Below are 19,191 nucleotides of genomic sequence, written 5' to 3'. Positions count from 1 at the left end.
TCTCACGATGCGGCTACGGCACCGCGCGTTCCAGCCGGACCAGGACGCCCTTGGAGGTGGGCTGGTTGCTGAGGTCCGAGACGCTGTCCAGGGGCACCAGGACCTGGGCCTCCGGATAGTAGGCGGCGGCGGAGCCGAGCGCCGTCGGGTACGGCACCACCTCGAAGCCCTCGGCGCGGCGTTCGGTGTCGTCGTGCCAGACGCTCACCAGGTCGACACGCTCGCCCCCGGCCAGGGCGAGCGCGGTCAGGTCGGCCGGGTTGACGAGGACCACCCGGCGGCTGCCGTGGATGCCCCGGTAGCGGTCGTCGTCCGTGTAGGGGACGGTGTTCCACTGGTCGTGGGAGCGCATGGTCTGCAGGAGCAGATGCCCTTCGGGCACGTGCGGCACTTCCCAGGTGTTGCGGGTGAACCGTGCCTTGCCGGTGGCGGTGCGGTAGATGCCCTCGTTGACGGGGTTGGGCAGTCTGATGCCGCCGGGGCGCACCACCCGCCGGTTGAAGTCGTGCAGGCCCGGCACGACTCGGGAGATGTGGTCGCGGATCACGTTGTAGTCGGACTCGAACTCCTCCCACGGCAGGTTCCCGCGGCCCTCGCCGAGGGTGCGGCGGGCGAGCCGGCTCAGGATGGCGACCTCGCTGAGCAGGAGCGGGGACGCCGGCTTCAGCCGGCCCCGGGAGGTGTGCACCTCGCTCATCGAGTCCTCCACCGTGACGAACTGCTCCCCGCCCGCCTGACGGTCCCGTTCGGTCCTGCCGAGGGTGGGCAGGATGAGCGCGGTCCGCCCGCAGACGGTGTGCGACCTGTTGAGCTTGGTGGAGATGTGGGCGGTCAGCCGGCAGCGCCGCATGGCCTCCTCGGTGACGGTGCTGTCGGGCGCGGCCCGCACGAAGTTGCCGGCGACGCCCAGGAAGACCTTGATCCGGCCCTCCCGCATGGCCCTGATGGAGTTCACCGAGTCCAGTCCGTGGGCGCGCGGCGGGTCGAAGCCGAACTCCCGTCGCAGGGCGTCCAGGAAGGAGTCCGGCATCTGTTCCCAGATGCCCATCGTGCGGTCGCCCTGGACGTTGCTGTGTCCCCGCACCGGGCAGGCACCGGCTCCGGCCCGGCCGAGATTTCCGCGCAGCATCAGGAAGTTGACGATCTCCCGGATGGTGGGGACGCCGTGCTTGTGCTGGGTGATGCCCATGGCCCAGCAGACGATGATCCGTTCGCTGCCGAGGACGTCGTCGCGGATCTGCTCGATCTCCTCGCGGGTCAGCCCGGTCGTGGTGAGCACGTCCGGCCAGGAGACCTCGCGCGCGTGCGCGGCGAACTCCTCGAAGCCGCTGGTGTCGGCGCGGATGAAGTCGTGGTCCAGCACCTTTCCCGGCCAGGCGTCCTCGGCCTCGATGAGCAGCCGGTTCAGCGCCTGGAACAGGGCGAGGTCGCCGCCGGGCCGGATGTGCAGGAACCGGTCGGCGATCTGGATGCCGCGGCCGACCACTCCGCGTGGCTTCTGCGGGTTCTTGAACCGCAGCAGTCCGGCCTCGGGCAGGGGGTTCACGGCGATGACGCGGGCGCCGTTGGACTTGGCCTGTTCCAGTGCGGACAGCTGCCGCGGGTGGTTGCTCCCGGGGTTCTGTCCCACCAGGAAGATGAGGTCGGCGTGGTGGAGGTCCTGGAGGCTGACGGTGCCCTTGCCCGTGCCGAGGGTCTCGTGCAGGGCGAAGCCGCTCGACTCGTGGCACATGTTGCTGCAGTCGGGCAGGTTGTTGGTGCCGAAGGCCCTGGCGAAGAGCTGGAGCAGGAAGGCGGCTTCGTTGCTGACCCTGCCCGAGGTGTAGAAGACCGCCTCGTCGGGGGTGTCGAGCGCCTTCAGCTCCCCGGCCAGCAGGTCCAGGGCCTTGAGCCAGCTGATCGGCTCGTAGTGGTCGGAACCGGGCCGCTTGACCATCGGCTCGGTGAGGCGTCCTTGCTGGTTGAGCCACATGTCGGAGCGCCGGCCCAGGTCGGAGACGGTGTGCTCGCGGAAGAAGCCGGCGGTGATCCGCCGTGTCGTCGCCTCGTCGTTGATGTGCTTGGCGCCGTTCTCGCAGTACTCGTTGCGGTGCCGGTGGCCGGGCGAGGGGTCCGCCCAGGCGCAGCCAGGACAGTCGATGCCGTCCACCTGGTTCATGGTCAGCAGGTCCACCGCGGTCTTCCGGGGGGAGGTCTGCTCCAGGGAGTACTCCAGCGCGTGCGCCACCGCCGGGACGCCCGCGGCCCATGTCTTGGGCCGGGTGACGGTCAGGTCGTCCCCGGAGTCGCCCTCGGGCGGCTTCTTCATCTGTGGATCGCCTCTCGTTCGCTGTGTCGCCGCGCGAAGCTCAGCCCACGGGCCAGACCGGCACCCGGCTTCGCGGCGGTTCGGCCTCCGCCGGCCGCACCTGCCCGCTCCGGACGGTTCCCCGCCAGGCGCCGCACGCCTCTCCCAGTCCCTCGATGTACCACTTGAAGTTCGCGAGTTCCCGCCGTACGAGGCGGTCGGCCGTGCCGGGGACCGCGGTGAGCAGGCGGCTCAGGCCGCGCGGCTCGACGCGTAGCCGCACGGTGACCGCCGTGCGGCCCTCGGGGGTGGGCCGGAAGGCCACCTCGCCCCGGTGGCGGTGGCGGCGCCCGAGACTGCGCCAGGCCAGGTGCGAGTCGGGCACCTGTTCCACGATCTCGGTCCCGAACTCCCGGCACACGGGTCCGAACCGGATGTCCCACATGACCAGGGCGGGCCGGATCTGCTCGACCCGTCGCACCGTGGCCATGAACCGCGGAAAGCTCTCGAACTGGGTCCACTGGTCGTAGGCGGTGCGCACCGGTACCGCGACCTCGACGGTCTCTTCGACGGTGGTCACGCCGCGACCGGGCGACGACGCGAGGGACGGCATCGGCATGGCGGCTCCTGTGGCGGTGGCGAGTCGTCTACACGGAAACCCGGGTCCGACGGCTCCGCAAGCGGAGCGGCCACCGCGCGGGTGACGGCCGGTACCACCACCGAGAGCGGAAATCCTATGTGATCTGCCCACACCGACGCGGGAAAGTCCGCCCATACGCAGGTCTTGACGAGGTGATCAAGGCTGCCACACCATCAGTGGCGAGAGGATCCTATGTGATTCCACGCATTTTCCTGTGGTTCCAGTGAGGAAGCGACCATGGCCGCGGCACGCATCACCGACCTCGACGTGGTCGACATCCGTTTCCCCACCTCGCGCGGGCTGGACGGCTCCGACGCGATGAACCCCGACCCCGACTACTCGGCCGCGTACGTCGTCCTGCGCACCGACGCGGGCGACGGGCTGGAGGGGCATGCCTTCGCCTTCACCATCGGGCGCGGCAACGACGTGCAGACGGCGGCGATCGCCGCCCTGCGCGACCATGTCGTGGGCCGGTCCGTCACGGCCGTGTGCGCCGATCCCGCCTCGCTCGCCCGGGTCCTCACCGGCGACAGCCAACTGCGCTGGCTCGGCCCGGAGAAGGGCGTGATGCACATGGCCGTCGGTGCCGTCGTCAACGCGGTGTGGGACCTGGCGGCCAAGCGCGCGGGCAAGCCGGTGTGGCGGTTCCTCTCCGAGGCCGAGCCGGAGTGGCTCGCGGACCAGGTGGACTTCCGCTACATCGAGGACGCCCTCACCCGCGAGGAGGCCGTGGCCCTGCTCCGCGCGGGCCGGGACGGCGCCGCCGGGCGCGCGGCCCGCCTGCGCGCCGAGGGCTATCCGGCGTACACCACCTCCCCCGGCTGGCTCGGCTACCGCGACGGGAAGCTGGCCCGGCTCGCCGAGCAGGCGGTCGCCGACGGCTTCACCCAGATCAAGCTGAAGGTCGGCGCCGATCTGGCCGACGACCTGCGCAGGCTGCGCACGGCGCGCGCGGTCGTCGGCCCGGACATCCGGATCGCCGTCGACGCCAACCAGCGCTGGAACGTCGCCGAGGCCGTCGAGTGGACCAACGCGCTGGCCGAGTACGCCCCTTACTGGGTCGAGGAGCCCACCAGCCCCGACGACATCCTCGGCCACGCGGCCGTACGCAGGGGCGTGGCGCCGGTCAAGGTGGCCACCGGGGAGCACGTCCACAACCGGGTCGTCTTCAAGCAGTTGTTGCAGGCGGAAGCGATCGACGTGCTCCAGATCGACGCGGCGCGGGTGGGCGGCGTCAACGAGAACCTGGCCATCCTGCTGCTCGCCGCCAAGTACGGCGTGCCCGTCTGCCCGCACGCCGGCGGCGTCGGTCTGTGCGAACTGGTGCGTCATCTGTCGATGTTCGACTTCGTGGCGCTGACCGGGACGACCGAGGACCGGGTGATCGAGTACGTGGACCATCTCCACGAGCACTTCAAGGACCCGGTGGTCATCGCGAACGGGCGCTACGCGGCTCCCGCGGCCCCCGGCTTCTCCTCGGAGATGCACGCCGCGTCGATCGCCGCGTACCGGTACCCGGACGGGACCTTCTGGGCCGCCGACCTCGCCGCACGACGCAAACAGCGCAACCAACGGGAGGGGACGAAGCGATGAGCGAACTGTCCGGACTCAGGGCCCTGGTGACCGGCGGCGCGTCCGGCATCGGCAGGGCCACCGCCGGCCTGCTGGCCGAGCGCGGCGCCGATGTCGCCGTACTGGACCTCGATCCCCCGCCGGCGGCCGGGCCGCTGCGCGGGTACACGGCGGACGTGTCCGACGACGGCTCCGTGCGCCGCGCGGTGGCGGCCGCGGCCCACGACCTCGGCGGCCTCGACATCCTGGTCAACAACGCCGGCGTCGGCGCGATCGGGACCGTCGAGGACAACGACGACGCCGAGTGGCACCGCGTCCTCGACGTGAACGTCCTGGGCATGGTCCGCACCACCCGCGCCGCCCTGCCCCGGCTGCGCGCCTCCGCGCACGCCGCCGTCGTCAACACCTGCTCGATCGCGGCCACGGCCGGACTGCCCCGGCGCGCCCTGTACAGCGCCAGCAAGGGCGCGGTCCTCTCCCTCACCCTGGCCATGGCGGCGGACCACGTCCGGGAGGGGATCCGCGTCAACTGCGTGAACCCCGGCACCGCGGACACCCCCTGGATCGGCCGGCTCCTCGACCGGGCGGCCGATCCGGTCGCCGAGCGGGCGGCCCTCGACGCCCGGCAGCCCATGGGCCGGCTGGTCACCGCGGAGGAGGTCGCCGCGGCCATCGTGTACCTGGCGAGCCCGGCCGCCGCCTCGGTCACGGGTACCGCCCTCGCCGTGGACGGCGGAATGCAGGGCCTGCGGCTGCGGCCGGAGGGGCGGTGACGCGGCCGGACGGGAGCGGGGCAGGGGCTTCGCTGCCCGGCCGCACCCTCGGCCGCAGCGGTGTCCGCGTCACCGCCCTCGGCTTCGGCGGCGCGGCCGTCGCCGGTCTCTACCAGGACGTGGGCGAGGAGGCGGCCCGCTCCGCCGTCGACGCCGCCTGGGAGGCGGGCGTCCGCTACTTCGACACCGCCCCGCACTACGGCCTGGGCCTGTCGGAGCGCAGGCTCGGCGAGGCCCTGCGGCACAGGCCCCGGGACTGCTTCACCCTCTCCACCAAGGTGGGGCGCGTCCTCGTCCCGCACCACGGCGGCGGGGACGACCTGGCCGACGGATTCGCCGTAGCGGCCACCCACCGGCGGCGGTGGGACTTCAGCGCCGACGGCGTGCGCCGCTCGCTGGAGGACAGCCTCACCCGCCTCGGCCTGGACCGGGTCGACCTCGTCCTGCTGCACGATCCCGACGACCACGAGGAGCAGGCGTTCCGGGAGGCGTACCCGGCCCTTGAGGAGCTGCGGTCGCAGGGGGTGGTCCGGGCGATCGGCGCGGGAATGAACAGGACCCGGATGCTGACGCGCTTCCTGACGGACACGGACGTTGACACCGTGCTGTGCGCCGGGCGCTACACCCTCCTCGAACAGGGCGCGCTCAAGGCCCTGTTGCCCGCGGCCGAGGCGGCGGGCCTCAGTGTGATCGTCGGTGGCGCCCTCAACTCCGGGCTGCTGGCCGACCCTTCGCCCGGCGCCAGGTACGACTACGCGGCGGCTCCCCCCGAACTGCTGCGCCGGGCCGGCCGGATGCGCGATGTCACCGAGGCGCACGGGGTGCCGCTGCGTGCGGCCGCGCTCCGCTTCCCGCTCGGGCATCCGGCGGTCGCCTCCGTGCTCCTCGGGGCGCGGTCGGCCGCAGAGGTCGCCGACGCGGCCGAGCACTTCCACCGGCCCCTGCCGGAGGCCGTGTGGGACGACCTGCGGGCGCGGGGCCTGCTGCCGGGCGGGGTGCCGGTGCCCGGTGGGAGCGGGCCATGACCGTCGTCGACGCCCACCACCACCTGTGGGACCTCGGCGTACGCGATCAGGAGTGGCTCACCGGCCCCGAACTCGCCCCGCTGCGCCGCTCCTTCCTCCTGCCGGACCTGCGGGCCGAGACCCGGGCGGCCGGGGTGACGGCCACCGTGCTGGTGCAGACGGTCACCGTGCCCGAGGAGACCCCGGAGCTGCTGGCCCTGGCCGCGGACAGCCGGCTCGTCGGCGCGGTCGTCGGCTGGACCGATCTGACGTTGCCCGGGGCGGCCGGCGAGCTGGCCCGGCTGCGTTCGCTGCCCGGCGGACACCTCCTGCGCGGCATCAGGCACCAGGTCCAGGCCGAGCCGGACCCGGACTGGCTGGTCCGGCCCGAGGTGCTGCGCGGACTGCGCGCGCTCGCGGCGGCCGGGCTCGTCCACGATCTCGTCGTCCTCCCCCACCAGTTGCCGGCGGCGGCGAGTGCGGCGGCGGCCGTCCCCGATCTCCTCTTCGTCCTCGACCACCTGGGCAAGCCGCCGATCGCGTCGGGGCGACGGGAACCGTGGGCGACGCGCCTGCGTGCCCTCGCCGCCCTGCCGAACACGGTCTGCAAGCTCTCCGGCATGATGACCGAGGCCGACCCGCGGTCGTGGACGGTCGACGACCTCAGACCGTACGCCGACACGGTGATCGAGGCCTTCGGGCCCCGGAGGCTCATGTTCGGCTCCGACTGGCCGGTGAGCACGCTCGCCGCCGGTTACGGCGAGGTCGTGGCCGCCACCGGCGAGCTGATCGCCCCGCTCACCCCCGCCGAACGGGCCGAGGTGTGGTCCGGCACCGCGCGCCGCGTGTACGGGATGGCCGGCGCCCCCGGCGAGTGACCGTCACTCCCGCTCGAACCGGCTCAGGCGGCGCTCCAGGCTTCGGGTGAGGTGGTCGGCCATGGCCTCGGCGGCGCGCTCGGGCCTGCGGCGCAGTATCGCGCGGACCACGCGTTCGTGCTCCGCGAGGGTCGGGGCGCCCTCGCTCTGGAGGCTGCTCAGGCGGAAGATGTGCAGATGCGCGTGGAGGCGCTCCACCGCGTCCGCGAGCAGGGGCCGGTGGGCGGCCTCGGCGACCGCGTCGTGGAAGCGCTGGTCCAGGGCGGCGAAGTCCCGGTAGGCGGCGTACGGTCCGGCGGGGCCCGGGTGGGCCTGCATGTCCTCCAGGATGGTTTCGACGGCGTCGAGCTGGGCCTCGTCGGCGTTGCGGGCGGCCAGCGCGGCGGCCCGTGGCTCCAGGAGCAACCTCATCTCGAACAGCTCCTCCACGCCCTGCCGGGTCAGCAGCGCGGTCGCCCGGTACCCGGACAGGGAGCGCTTGACGACGAGGCCGTCGGACTCCAGCCGGGCCAGGGCCTCCCGTACCGGGGTCGGGGAGACGTTGAGCGTGCGGGCGAGGGCCTCGATGCCGACGCGGGCGCCGGGGGCGATCCCATGGTCCATGACCATGGCCTTGATGTCCTCGTAGACGCTGTCGGAGAGCACCTGCCGGACCGGCGCGGTGGGCGGTACGGCCGCCCCCGCCGCGTCCGCGGAGGCGGCGGACGGGTCGTGTGCCGGCATCCGGGCCTCCTCGTCAGGTGCGGTGCGCTGCGGCGGGCGCCAGTTTACCGAGGCGGGTGGTCCCTGATCGCCGCGCCGCAGCCGGCGGCACGCCGGTTGCGGCGCGCAGGGGGGGTGGTTGGTACACCCCTGTTCCGGGGGCTGATCCCAATGCTCCCGCGCCGGGCCCCTGCCAAGGTCGTCGGTGTACGGACCGATCCGCCCGCGCATACCGGGCGGCCACGACCAGCCAGGGGGAAGACCCATGCGCCGCAAGCGCCTCGCCGCCGCAGTCCTGCTCGCCGCCGCCGTCACCGGAGCGTTCGCCCCCGCGGCGGCGGCCCACCAGACGGATCCGGTGCAACACCGGCTCGACCTGCTCACCGAGCGCGACGGTGTCCCGGGCGCGCTCGCCCACGGCGCCGGGACCACCCGCACCTCCGGCGTCGCGGACCTGGACTCGGGCCGGCCGATGGTCGGCGAACGGGGCCGGTTCCGGCTCGCCAGCAACACCAAGCCGTTCACCGCGGCGGCCGTGATGCGGCTGGTGGCGGACGGGCGGCTGGGGCTCGACGACCGCGCGGGCGCCCATGTGCCCCAGCTGGCCCACAGCGGCATCACCGTACGGCAGTTGCTGAAGCAGACCAGCGGGCTGCCGGAGTACTCGGCGCTGGTCGACTGGAGCCGGCCGGGAACGCCCGAGGACTACCTGGCCCTCGCGCTCGACGAGGAACCCGACTTCGCGCCCGGCACCGACTGGGGCTACTCCAACACCAACTACCTGGTGCTCGGCATGGTGATCGACAAGGTGACGGGCGTCGACTTCCGTACGTACATCGAGCGAACGGTCCTGCGCCCGCTGCGCCTTGACGACACCTACTGGCCCGCGCCCGGCGAACTGGGCCTGCGTGGACCGCACGCCCGCAACTACGGTGTCAACCCCGCGCATCCGGAGGCCGGCACGGTGGACGTGACCGAGCTTCCGGGGTACGAGTTCGGCGCCTCCGGCGGGCTCGTCTCCACTCCCGGGGACCTCAACGCCTTCTGGGACGGGCTGTTCGGGGGCCGGCTCCTGCCCGGCTGGGCGGTGCGCCTGATGACGCGGGACACCACCGACGTCGGCGGCCGGGACGTTTACCCGGCGGGCAGCCGCTACGGCTACGGCGTCGCCTCGATCCCGCTCAGCTGCGGCGGGGCCTACTGGGGCCACGGCGGCGATCTGCCCGGCGACTCGGTGGGCGGCGGCCGGGCCACGGGCGGCCGGGGCACCGTGACCGTCTACACCACCACCGTGGCGGCCGAGGGCGACGCCCTGCGCCACCTCCAGGGGGCGGTGGACGCGGCGCTGTGCGCTAAGGGCCGCTGACGGCACGGGGCGGGGGCCGCGGGCCGGGAGTGCACGTCCGTACACCCCGGCCCGCGGGCCCGCGCGCGCCGTCGGTCAGCGGGCGGCCGCCGCGCGTACCTCGGCGAGCAGGTCGTACATGGTCCGGCCGGGGCAGTCGGTCTCCAGCCAGTCGCGGTGTCCGCTGACGACGGCCACCTCCTTGGTGGCACCGTCGACCGGGTTGACGAACGTGGTCCGCGTCTGCGGGTCCAGGCCGCCGAGGCGGGCGATCACCTTGATCAGCCGGATCAGCGAGGCCTTGGCCGCCTCCGTGGGTGCCTGCTCGGTCAGGTTGCCCAGGAGGGTGATGCCGAGGTTGCCCGAGTTGAAGCCCGAGGTGTGGAAGGCGGTGACGAGGTTGCCGTCCCCGTCGAAGGCGGGTATGCCGTCCTCGCCGGAGTAGCGGCCCTCGTAGACGACGCCGGCCTCGTCGATCAGGAAGTGGTAGCCGATGTCGCCCCAGTCGAGGGTGACCGCGTGGTACTCGTAGATCGCCCGGACGGTCGCGGCCGGGTCCGGGTCGTCGTTCGGGGTGTCCGAGTGGTGGACGGTGATCGTCTGCAACGGGTAGTACTGCTCGGGCGAGTTGACCTCGCCGTCCTTGTACCGCTTGGACTCGTCGGCACCCCAGGCCGGCCGGGACAGATAGCTCACGCCCCGTACGCGCGTGGGCTCCGTCGGCACCTCGACGGTGCGCCGGGGGCCGCCGGTGGTGTCGATCGCCACCGTGCGCAGGCCGGTGGCGCCGTCCGCGGCGCGCACCTCGTAGGCGGTGGCCGCGCCCGCGGCCACCAGGGCCGCTCCGCCGCCGTCGACGGTGGCGCAGCCGCCGCCCAGGGTCTGCCACTCGTCGGGCGCGGCGTCGCCGTCGGTGAAGCGGATGCCGGCGCCGTCGCGCCGGCCGCTCCAGCGGAGGCCGACGTAGGAGGCGGCGAAGGCGGTGGCGGCCCTGCCGGTGCCGGCGGCCGCGGCGGAACGGGTGGCCGGGAAGTCCTCGCCCTTCGTTCCTGGGGTCTTCGGCTTCGCGGCCTGCGTGTCGCCGTCGTCCGAGCCGGTGACCGCGAACACCGCCGGAGTCAGTCCGGCACCCGCGGCCACGGCGGCGGCGGTGCCGATGACGCCGCGCCGGGACAGGGAGTGCTTTCTGCGGTGGGACGAGTGGGGGGTCTGTGACACAGGAATTGCCCTTCAGGCGTTCGCATGACGGGGCGCGCGCCGGGGCGGCTTTCGCGACGGCGTGCGCTGGATCGTCAACTCAGACTAACCGGACGGGACTTCGGTTCCGAACTCCGGCCGTGACCATGCGGTGGAGGTTCGCCCCGGGCGCTGCGTGCGCCGTTGGCCGGCGCCGCCGGCCGTGTTCGGGCGTGGACAGCCGTGAGGCCCCGTGGTGGTTTCGCCACGGGGCCTCACGGCTTGACCGGCACGCCTACACGGTGCGCTCCAGCCGGTCCGCCACCAGCTTCACGAACCGGGCCGGCTCCTTCGGCCGGCCGCCCTCGGCGAGGACCGCGAGCGCGTGCAGCAGTTCGGCGGTCTCGGTGAGTTCGGTGCGGTCCCGCTGGTCGGTGTAGGCCCGGTTCAGGGTCTTCACCAGCTGGTGCTCCGGGTTGAGTTCGAGGATTCGCTTGGCGCTGGGGACCTCCTGGCCCATCGCCCGGTACATGTTCTCCAGGGCGGGCGTCAGCTCGCCCGCGTCGGAGACGACGCAGGCCGGCGAGACCGTGAGCCGCGAGGAGAGGCGGACCTCCTTGACGTTCCTCGCCGAGGTGTTCCGTCATCCAGCCGAGCAGCCCGGCGTACTCCTCGCCCTGCTTCTCCTTCTCGGCGTCGCTCTTGTCGTCCTGCTCCCCGCCGAGGTCGATCTCGCCCTTGGCGACCGAGCGCAGCCGCTTGCCCTCGTACTCCCCCACCGCGTCGACCCAGACCTCGTCCACGGCATCGGTGAGCAGCAGGACCTCGACGCCCTGGGCCCGGAACGCCTCCATGTGCGGGGAGTCCTCGATGGCCTGCCGGGACTCGCCGGTCATGAAGTAGATGTCGTCCTGGCCGTCCTTCATCCGCTCCACGTAGCTCTTCAGCGTGGTCGGCTCCTCGGCGTCGTGCGTGCTCGCGAACGAGGAGGCGGCGAGGATCGCGTCCCGGTTCTCGGAGTCGGTCACCAGCCCTTCCTTGAGGACCGCGCCGAACTCCCGCCAGAACGTGGCGTAGCGCTCCGGCGCCGACGAGCGCAGGTCCTTGACCGTGGACAGGACCTTCTTCGTCAGCCGGCGCTGGATCATGCGGATGTGGCGGTCCTGCTGGAGGATCTCGCGGGACACGTTGAGCGAGAGGTCCTGGGCGTCGACGACGCCCTTGACGAACCGGAGGTAGGGCGGCAGCAGTTCCTCGCAGTCGTCCATGATGAAGACGCGCTTCACATAGAGCTGGACGCCGCGCCGGTAGCCCTGGGTGAACAGGTCGTGCGGGGCGTGCGAGGGCACGAAGAGGAGGGCCTGGTACTCGAAGGTGCCCTCCGCCTGGAGCCGGATCGTCTCCAGCGGGTCGCGCCAGTCGTGGCCGATGTGCTTGTACAGCTCGTGGTACTCGTCGTCGGACACCTCGTCGCGCGGACGGGCCCACAGCGCCTTCATCGAGTTGAGCGTCTCGGCCTCGGGTGTCTCGGCGCCGTCCTCGCCCGGTTCCGGCACCAGGCGGATCGGCCAGGTGATGAAGTCCGAGTACCGCTTGACGATCTCCTTGATCTTCCAGGTGGAGGTGTAGTCGTGGAGCTGGTTCTCGGAGTCGGCCGGCTTGAGGTGCAGGGTGACCGAGGTTCCCTGCGGTGCCTCGTCGAGCTTCTCCAGGGTGTACGTGCCCTCGCCGCGCGATGTCCAGCGGGTGCCCTGGGTCTCGCCGGCGTGCCGGGTGACCAGGGTGACCTCGTCCGCCACCATGAAGCCGGAGTAGAAGCCGACGCCGAACTGGCCGATGAGCCCGTCCGCCCCGGCCGCGTCCTTGGCCTCGCGCAGCTCCTGGAGGAACTTGGCGGTGCCCGAGTTGGCGATGGTGCCGATGAGCTGGGTGACCTCGTCGTACGACATCCCGATGCCGTTGTCCCGCACGGTGAGCGTGCGTGCCTCCTTGTCGACCTCCAACTCGATGTGCAGGTCGCTGACTTCGGCGTCGGGGGCGTCGTCCCGCAGGGCGGCGAGGCGCAGCTTGTCGAGCGCGTCGGAGGCGTTGGAGACAAGCTCGCGCAGGAAGACATCCTTGTTCGAGTAGACGGAGTGAATCATCAGCTGCAAGAGCTGACGCGCCTCTACCTGGAACTCAAACGTTTCGGTCGTCATGGCTGGTGAGTACCTCACAGGTCCGTGGTGCGCACTGGCGGAAGTCACTCTAAATCAGCCGTGTCCCCCTCGGCACCGGCCGCTCGGAACGTCCTTCGGTACGGCGGCCTCATCCGGCCAGTGCGTCCGGGCCGGGCGTGGTGCCCGTCCTGCCGGGATCTCCCCCGTACGCTGTGCCGCGTGTCGTCCTCCCGCCTGCGTCGCGTCGCCGTTCTCGTGCTCGAAGGCGCCAAGCCGCTCGATGTCGGCATTCCGGCGCAGGTGTTCACGACGCGCGCGAGCATGCCGTACGAGGTGCGGGTGTGCGGTGCGGAACCCGGCCTCGTGACCGGCGGCGACGGCCTGTCGTACCACGTCGCCCACGGCCTCGACGCGCTGGCGTGGGCCGATGTCGTCTTCCTCCCCGGTTACCGGTCCCCCGATGTCGACGACCCGCCGGGGACCGTCGTCGAGGCGCTGACGGCGGCCCACGACCGGGGCGCCCGGCTCGCCGCCATCTCCACGGGTGCCTTCGCGCTCGCCGCCACGGGTCTGCTCGACGGCAGGCGGGCCACGACGCACTGGCACTACACCCGCGCGCTCGCGGCGAGGCATCCCCGCGTCCGGGTCGACGAGAATGTCCTGTTCGTGGACGAGGGCAGCGTACTGACCTCAGCGGGCGCCGCCTCGGGCATCGATCTGTGCCTGCACATCCTCCGCGGCGACCTCGGGGTGGCCGCCTCGAACCACGCGGCCCGGCGGCTCGTCGCGGCCCCCTACCGCAGCGGCGGTCAGGCGCAGTACGTGCCGCGCGGCGTCCCCGAGCCGCTGGGCGAGCGGTTCGCCGCCACCCGCGAGTGGGCGCTGCGCCGGCTCGGCGAGCCGCTCACCCTGGAGACGCTGGCCCGGCACGCCGCGGTGTCGGCACGCACCTTCTCCCGGCGTTTCGTCGAGGACACCGGGTACACGCCGATGCAGTGGGTCATGCGCGCCCGCATCGACATGGCCCGTGAGCTGCTCGAACGCTCTGAGCGGAGCGTCGAGCAGATCGCGGCCGACGTCGGCCTCGGCACCGGCACGAACCTGCGCCTGCACTTCCGGCGCATCCTCGGCACCACACCCGGCGAGTACCGGCGCACCTTCGCCCGGGGCGACTAGGGCGACTGGAGGGGCTGCCCCGCCCCGGTCGCCGAGGTGGCTGGCGCGATCCTTTCGAACCATGGCACTCACGCCTCTCCCGCGGGCGTGCGGAGCGCGCGAACCTGGGTGGCGCAGGACCCGGTCAGAACGAAGGGACATCGCTCATGACACGCATCGGCATCAATGGATTCGGCCGCATCGGACGCAATGTGCTGCGCGCGCTGCTCGAACGCGACAGCAAGATCGAGGTCGTCGCCGTCAACGACCTCACGGAACCGGCCGCCCTGGCACGGCTGCTCGCCTTCGACTCGACGGCCGGCCGGCTGGGCCGCCCGGTGACGGTCGACGGGGACGCCCTCGTCGTCGACGGCCACCGCATCAAGGTGCTCGCCGAGCGCGACCCGGCACGGCTGCCGTGGGAGGAACTGCAGGTCGACATCGTGCTGGAGGCGACCGGCCGCTTCACCTCCGCCGACGCCGCCCGCGCCCACCTCACCGCGGGCGCACGGAAGGTCCTGGTCAGCGCGCCGTCGAGCGGCGCCGACGTGACGCTCGCGTACGGCGTGAACACCGACGCCTACGACCCGGCCGCGCACACGATCGTCTCGAACGCGTCCTGCACCACCAACGCGCTCGCGCCGCTGGCCTCGGTGCTCGACGAGCTGGCCGGCATCGAGCACGGCTTCATGACGACGGTGCACGCCTACACGCAGGAGCAGAACCTCCAGGACGGCCCGCACCGCGACCCCCGCCGCGCCCGCGCCGCCGGGGTCAACATCGTGCCGACCACGACGGGCGCGGCCAAGGCGATCGGCCTCGTGCTGCCGAACCTCGACGGCAAGCTGTCGGGCGACTCGATCCGCGTGCCGGTCCCGGTGGGGTCGATCGTCGAGCTGAACACGACCGTCGCCCGGGACGTGACGCGCGAGGACGTGCTGGCGGCCTACCGCGCCGCCGCCGAGGGACCGCTCGCCGGCGTGCTGGAGTACTCGCAGGACGCGCTGGTCTCCTCCGACATCACCGGCAACCCGGCCTCGTCGATCTTCGACTCGGCCCTGACCCGCGTCGAGGGCCGCCACATCAAGGTGGTCGCCTGGTACGACAACGAGTGGGGCTTCTCGAACCGTGTGATCGACACGCTCGAACTGCTCGCCACACGCTGAAGGGGCAGCCGGTTCGGCACCGCCGGGCCCGGCACGTCACAATGGTGCGATGAGCAATTCCAAGGTTTACTTCGACATCGACATCGACGGCCAGGATGCGGGCCGCATCGTCTTCGAGCTGTTCGAGGACGTCACCCCCAAGACCGCCAGGAACTTCCTGGAGCTGTCCACCGGCGAGCACGGCTTCGGCTACGCGGGATCCCCGTTCCACCGGGTGATCCCGCAGTTCATGCTCCAGGGCGGTGACTTCACCCGGGGCGACGGCACCGGGGGCAAGAGCATCTACGGCGAGAAGTTCGCGGACGAGAACTTCCAGCTGAAGCACACCGAGCCGTACCTGCTCTCCATGGCGAACGCGGGCCCGAACACCAACGGCTCGCAGTTCTTCGTCACCACGGTGCCCACCCCCTGGCTGGACGGCAAGCACGTCGTCTTCGGCAAGGTCGTCGAGGGCACGGACGTGGTCGACAGGATCGAGGGCTACGGCTCCTCGCCCGCGGGCCGCACCTCCGCGAAGATCGTGGTGCGGGAGTCCGGCCTTGTGAAGGACTGACCGCCCGCACGCCCACCGGAACGGGACGGGGCCCATCGCGCACGGCGCGGTGGGCCCCGTCCCGCCTGGTGAGGGGCGCCGGGTGGTGCGACGCTGGGGTTGAGAGGCGTCCGAGGAAGGCAACCCGGGAGGACCGATGGGACGGGACGTCCCGGCGCAGGTCTTCACCCGTGAGGACCGCCGCCGGTACCGGATCAAGATGCAGCAGTGCCTGGAGGCCTTCGCGCAGATGCTGCGCGAGTCGCGGTTCGAGACCGAGCGGCCCCAGGTGGGACTGGAGATCGAGCTGAATCTGGTCGACGACCGGGGCGAGCCGGCGATGTGCAACAGCGACGCGCTCGCGGCGATCGCGGACCCGGCCTGGTCCACCGAGCTGGGCCGGTTCAACCTGGAGATCAACATCCCGCCCCGCCGGCTGACGGCGGGCGGCCCCGACTCCTGGGAGACCGAGATCCGGGCCGCCCTGAACCACGCCGAGGACCGCGCCACGTCGGTCGGCGCCCATCTGATCATGGTCGGCATCCTGCCCACGCTGCGCCAGTCGGACGTGGGCGAGGCCGCCCTCTCGGAGAACCCGCGCTACCGGCTGCTCAACGACCAGGTCTTCGCCGCCCGGGGCGAGGACCTGCACATCGAGGTGGACGGCGTCGACCGGCTGCGCACCTACGCCGACACGATCACGCCGGAGGCCGCCTGCACCAGCACGCAGTTCCACCTCCAGGTCTCCCCCGAGGAGTTCGCCGACTACTGGAACGCGGCCCAGGCGATCGCCGGCGTCCAGGTGGCGCTCGCCGCCAACTCGCCCTTCCTGCTCGGCAAGGAGCTGTGGCACGAGAGCCGTGTCCCGCTGTTCGAGCAGGCCACCGACACCCGGCCGCAGGAGATCAAGGCACAGGGGGTGCGGCCCCGGGTGTGGTTCGGGGAGCGGTGGATCAACAGTGTCTTCGACCTCTTCGAGGAGAACGTGCGCTACTTCCCCGCGCTGCTTCCCCTGTGCGACGAGCAGGACCCCGCCGAGACACTCGATCGCGGCGACATCCCCGAACTGGGCGAACTCACCCTCCACAACGGCACCATCTACCGCTGGAACCGGCCGGTGTACGCCGTCGCCCACGACAAGCCGCACGTCCGGGTGGAGAACCGCGTGCTGCCCGCCGGTCCGACCGTCGCCGACACCCTCGCCAACGGAGCCTTCTACTACGGGCTCACCCGCGCCCTGGTGGAGGAGGAGCGGCCGGTGTGGTCGCGGATGTCCTTCTCGGTCGCCGAGGACAACCTGCACACGGCCGCCCGGCACGGCATCGAGGCACACCTGTACTGGCCCGGCGTGGGCGAGGTGACCGTGCCGGAACTGGTCCTGCGGCGGCTGCTGCCGCTGGCGCACCGGGGACTGGAACTCTCCGGCATGGACGCGGCCTGGCGGGAGCCGCTGCTCGGCATCATCGAGCAGCGGTGCGCCACCGCCCGCAACGGCGCCGTCTGGCAGAAGGAGATGTTCCACCGCATCGACGCCTGCGCGCGTCCCGGCCGCCACGAGTCCCTGCGCCGGATGACCCGGCAGTACATGGACTACATGCATCTCAACGCCCCGGTCCACACCTGGCCGGTCGACTGAGGATCGGGCACCGCGCACGGTGCCGAGGACGAGGGAGGCGGCGGACGATGTGCCGATGGCTGGCGTACTCGGGAACGCCCGTGCTGCTGGAGACCATCCTGTACCAGCCGGAGCACTCGCTGATCGACCAGAGCCTGCACTCCAGGATGGGCGTCGAGACGACCAACGGGGACGGGTTCGGCGTCGGCTGGTTCGGCCCGCAGATGCGGACGCCCGCGATCGTCCGGGAGACCGGACCGGCCTGGAACAACCGCAATCTGCGCGAGATCGCCGGCCATGTCCGTTCGTCCCTGTTCTTCGCGCACATCCGGTCCTCGACGGGCAGCACGGTGCAGCAGACCAACTGCCATCCGTTCCGCCACGGCCGCTGGATGTGGATGCACAACGGCGCGATCGCCGAGTTCCACCGGCTCAGGCGCGACCTCGCCCTGGCGGTCGACCCCCGGCTCTTCCCCGAGATCGAGGGGTCGACGGACTCGGAGCTGATGTTCTTCCTGGCCCTCACGCTGGGCCTGGAGCACAACCCGCCGGGCGCCGTGGCCCGGATGGCGGGGCTGGTGGAGAAGATCGGTCACGAACACGGCGTGGAGTACCCGCTGCAGATGACCGTCGCCGTGACCGACGGGCGAGGGCTGTGGGCCTTCCGCTACTCCAGCGAGGGTGCCTCCCGCTCGCTCTACTACAGCAGCCGCGTGGACACCCTGCGCGCCCTCCATCCCGGGCTGCCGCTGCTGCGGGGGGCGTCCGACGCGACCCGCCTGATCGTGTCGGAGCCCCTGGGCGATCTGCCCGGCGTCTGGAACAGGATGCCCGAGAGCAGTTACGGCGTCGTACGGCCCGAAGGAGACGTCCTGCTGCCCTTCGCTCCGCACCGCGTCTGACCGGTTGCCCGGCCGCCCATTGACATAAGCCGGGGAAGATCACACAATCGGGGCCATGACCACATACCGGTTCGGCACCACGGCGGAGTGTCCCCGCGTGCCCGAGCGAACCGGATGTGAGCGCTCCGGCCGATAACCGGCCGCCCCCGAGCCAAGGGCTCGACGCACCCACGCCGCGTCAAGGCGAGGCGCTCTTCCCTCCCGGCGAACAGCTCGGAGCACTTCCGTTTTCCCGGCCATCCGGCGGCGATGCCGCACTGCCGTGGCCCGACCCGAACCAGCACACACAAGGGGAGGACTCTCATGACCGTCACGACCGCCGGTCCGACCGTCGAACTGCGCGAGACACACATCCCGGGGGACGGCCTGTACGAGGGCCGGCGCACGCTGCGCAGGCTGCCCGAGGGGTGGGAGGAACGGCCCTACGAACGCTTCGAGGTCGTTCCGCAGGCGCGCACCATCGGCGCCGAGATCCGGGGCGTCGACCTGTCCCGGCCGCTCGCTCCCGCGCTGCGCGAGGAGCTGAACCGGGCCCTGCTGGAGTGGAAGGTACTGTTCTTCCGCGGCCAGCACCTCACCTCCGACCAGCAGCGCGCCTTTGCCGGGCACTGGGGCGAGCTGGAGACCAATCCCCTGCTCACGGCGGGTGCCAGCGAGGAGGTCGCCCGGTTCGACAAGGGCGCCGGGGCGGCGCCGACGTACGAGAACGTCTGGCACACCGATGTCACCTTCCGGGAGCGGCCCGCGCTCGGCGCCGTCCTCCAGTTGCGCGAGGTCCCGCCGTTCGGCGGGGACACGATGTGGGCGGACATGGCGGCGGCCTACGACAACCTGCCCCAGGAGGTGAAGGACCGGGTCGACGGCGCCCGCGCCGTGCACGACTTCATCCCGGGCTTCGCCAGGTTCTACGGTCCGGAGCGGCTGATCCCGCACCAGGACCTCTTCCCGCCCGTGGAGCACCCCGTCGTGCGCACCCACCCGGAGACGGGGCGGCGCATGCTGTTCGTGAACACGTCGTTCACCACCCACATCACCGGCATGGACCGTGACGAGAGCGACCGCCTGCTGCGTTTCCTGTTCCAGCAGGCGCACGTCCCCGAGTACCAGGTGCGCTTCCACTGGCAGCCCGGCGACATCGCCTTCTGGGACAACCGCGCCACCCAGCACTACGCCGTGGGCGACTACGGCTCCGAGCGCCGCGTCGCCGAACGCGTCGCCATCGAGGGCGACCGGCCCTTCTGACCGCGTGTCCGACCGCGTGCGGGCCGCAGGCGGTGACCGCCTG

Annotated in this window: 15 protein-coding genes and 1 pseudogene; 11 read left to right on the top strand and 5 right to left on the bottom strand. The window is 72.0% G+C overall.

All coding sequences use genetic code 11. The features are described from left to right. Positions 1–13: 13 nt before the first annotated feature. Together AC4IHM_RS31290 and AC4IHM_RS31285 are read right to left on the bottom strand one after the other, a co-directional pair. Positions 14–2,308, bottom strand: a complete 2,295-nt coding sequence (locus AC4IHM_RS31290; RefSeq protein WP_490870329.1) for an FdhF/YdeP family oxidoreductase — start codon at positions 2,306–2,308, stop codon at positions 14–16. 40 nt (positions 2,309–2,348) lie between these two features. Beyond that, positions 2,349–2,867 (bottom strand): SRPBCC family protein, encoded by a 519-nt coding sequence (locus AC4IHM_RS31285; RefSeq protein ID WP_490870994.1) that lies wholly within the window; start codon positions 2,865–2,867, stop codon positions 2,349–2,351. A gap of 297 nt (positions 2,868–3,164) precedes the next feature. Between AC4IHM_RS31285 and AC4IHM_RS31280 the strand changes: the two genes are divergently transcribed. Genes AC4IHM_RS31280 through AC4IHM_RS31265 form a run of 4 tightly spaced genes read left to right on the top strand, consistent with a single transcriptional unit; the run spans position 3,165 to position 7,154 of the window. Next, positions 3,165–4,520 carry an enolase C-terminal domain-like protein gene (locus tag AC4IHM_RS31280; protein WP_490870328.1) on the top strand — a complete coding sequence of 452 codons (1,356 nt, stop codon included), beginning with the start codon at positions 3,165–3,167 and terminating at the stop codon, positions 4,518–4,520. Next, the gene (locus AC4IHM_RS31275) at positions 4,517–5,272 is read left to right on the top strand and encodes an SDR family NAD(P)-dependent oxidoreductase (protein WP_490870327.1); all 756 of its coding nucleotides are present in this window, start codon (positions 4,517–4,519) and stop codon (positions 5,270–5,272) included. The genes AC4IHM_RS31280 and AC4IHM_RS31275 overlap by 4 nt, the downstream gene beginning before the upstream one ends. Continuing rightward, positions 5,269–6,297, top strand: a complete 1,029-nt coding sequence (locus tag AC4IHM_RS31270; protein ID WP_490870326.1) for an aldo/keto reductase — start codon at positions 5,269–5,271, stop codon at positions 6,295–6,297. The genes AC4IHM_RS31275 and AC4IHM_RS31270 overlap by 4 nt, the downstream gene beginning before the upstream one ends. After that, a complete protein-coding gene (locus AC4IHM_RS31265; protein WP_490870325.1) occupies positions 6,294–7,154 on the top strand; it encodes an amidohydrolase family protein in 861 nt (286 codons plus the stop codon). Before AC4IHM_RS31270 ends, AC4IHM_RS31265 begins: the two co-directional genes overlap by 4 nt. A 3-nt stretch (positions 7,155–7,157) precedes the next feature. On the opposite strand, the gene AC4IHM_RS31260 is transcribed toward AC4IHM_RS31265, so the two are convergent. Beyond that, positions 7,158–7,877 carry a GntR family transcriptional regulator gene (locus AC4IHM_RS31260; protein ID WP_490870324.1) on the bottom strand — a complete coding sequence of 240 codons (720 nt, stop codon included), beginning with the start codon at positions 7,875–7,877 and terminating at the stop codon, positions 7,158–7,160. Between the two features lie 244 nt (positions 7,878–8,121). Here AC4IHM_RS31260 and AC4IHM_RS31255 point away from each other — a divergent pair, with 244 nt between their 5' ends. Beyond that, the gene (locus tag AC4IHM_RS31255; RefSeq protein WP_490870323.1) at positions 8,122–9,222 is read left to right on the top strand and encodes a serine hydrolase domain-containing protein; all 1,101 of its coding nucleotides are present in this window, start codon (positions 8,122–8,124) and stop codon (positions 9,220–9,222) included. 75 nt (positions 9,223–9,297) lie between these two features. Here AC4IHM_RS31255 and AC4IHM_RS31250 read toward each other — a convergent pair whose 3' ends face one another. Together AC4IHM_RS31250 and htpG are read right to left on the bottom strand one after the other, a co-directional pair. After that, entirely contained in the window at positions 9,298–10,419 is a 1,122-nt protein-coding gene (locus AC4IHM_RS31250) for a peptidoglycan recognition protein family protein (protein ID WP_490870322.1), read from the bottom strand. Between the two features lie 253 nt (positions 10,420–10,672). Further along, a pseudogene (htpG, locus tag AC4IHM_RS31245) lies at positions 10,673–12,575 on the bottom strand (molecular chaperone HtpG). Between the two features lie 180 nt (positions 12,576–12,755). Here htpG and AC4IHM_RS31240 point away from each other — a divergent pair. The 6 genes from AC4IHM_RS31240 (at position 12,756) to AC4IHM_RS31215 (ending at position 19,148) form a co-directional block, all read left to right on the top strand. Further along, complete coding sequence (locus tag AC4IHM_RS31240) at positions 12,756–13,712, top strand: GlxA family transcriptional regulator (protein WP_490870321.1); 957 nt, start codon at positions 12,756–12,758, stop codon at positions 13,710–13,712. A gap of 146 nt (positions 13,713–13,858) precedes the next feature. Further along, positions 13,859–14,857 carry a type I glyceraldehyde-3-phosphate dehydrogenase gene (gene gap / locus AC4IHM_RS31235; RefSeq protein ID WP_490870320.1) on the top strand — a complete coding sequence of 333 codons (999 nt, stop codon included), beginning with the start codon at positions 13,859–13,861 and terminating at the stop codon, positions 14,855–14,857. Positions 14,858–14,906: 49 nt separating this feature from the next. After that, on the top strand, positions 14,907–15,410 hold the full coding sequence (locus AC4IHM_RS31230; RefSeq protein WP_490870319.1) for a peptidylprolyl isomerase: 504 nt from the start codon (positions 14,907–14,909) through the stop codon (positions 15,408–15,410). 136 nt (positions 15,411–15,546) lie between these two features. Beyond that, positions 15,547–17,025 (top strand): glutamate-cysteine ligase family protein, encoded by a 1,479-nt coding sequence (locus AC4IHM_RS31225; RefSeq protein WP_490870318.1) that lies wholly within the window; start codon positions 15,547–15,549, stop codon positions 17,023–17,025. A gap of 47 nt (positions 17,026–17,072) precedes the next feature. Then, positions 17,073–17,906: a class II glutamine amidotransferase gene (locus tag AC4IHM_RS31220; RefSeq protein WP_490870317.1), complete on the top strand. Its 834-nt coding sequence runs from the start codon at positions 17,073–17,075 to the stop codon at positions 17,904–17,906. A gap of 303 nt (positions 17,907–18,209) precedes the next feature. Next, on the top strand, positions 18,210–19,148 hold the full coding sequence (locus AC4IHM_RS31215) for a TauD/TfdA dioxygenase family protein (RefSeq protein WP_490870316.1): 939 nt from the start codon (positions 18,210–18,212) through the stop codon (positions 19,146–19,148). Positions 19,149–19,191 lie beyond the last annotated feature (43 nt).

The sequence above is a fragment of the Streptomyces sp. SL06 genome, assembly GCF_058244745.1.
This window is presented reverse-complemented; position numbering and strand designations above follow the sequence as displayed.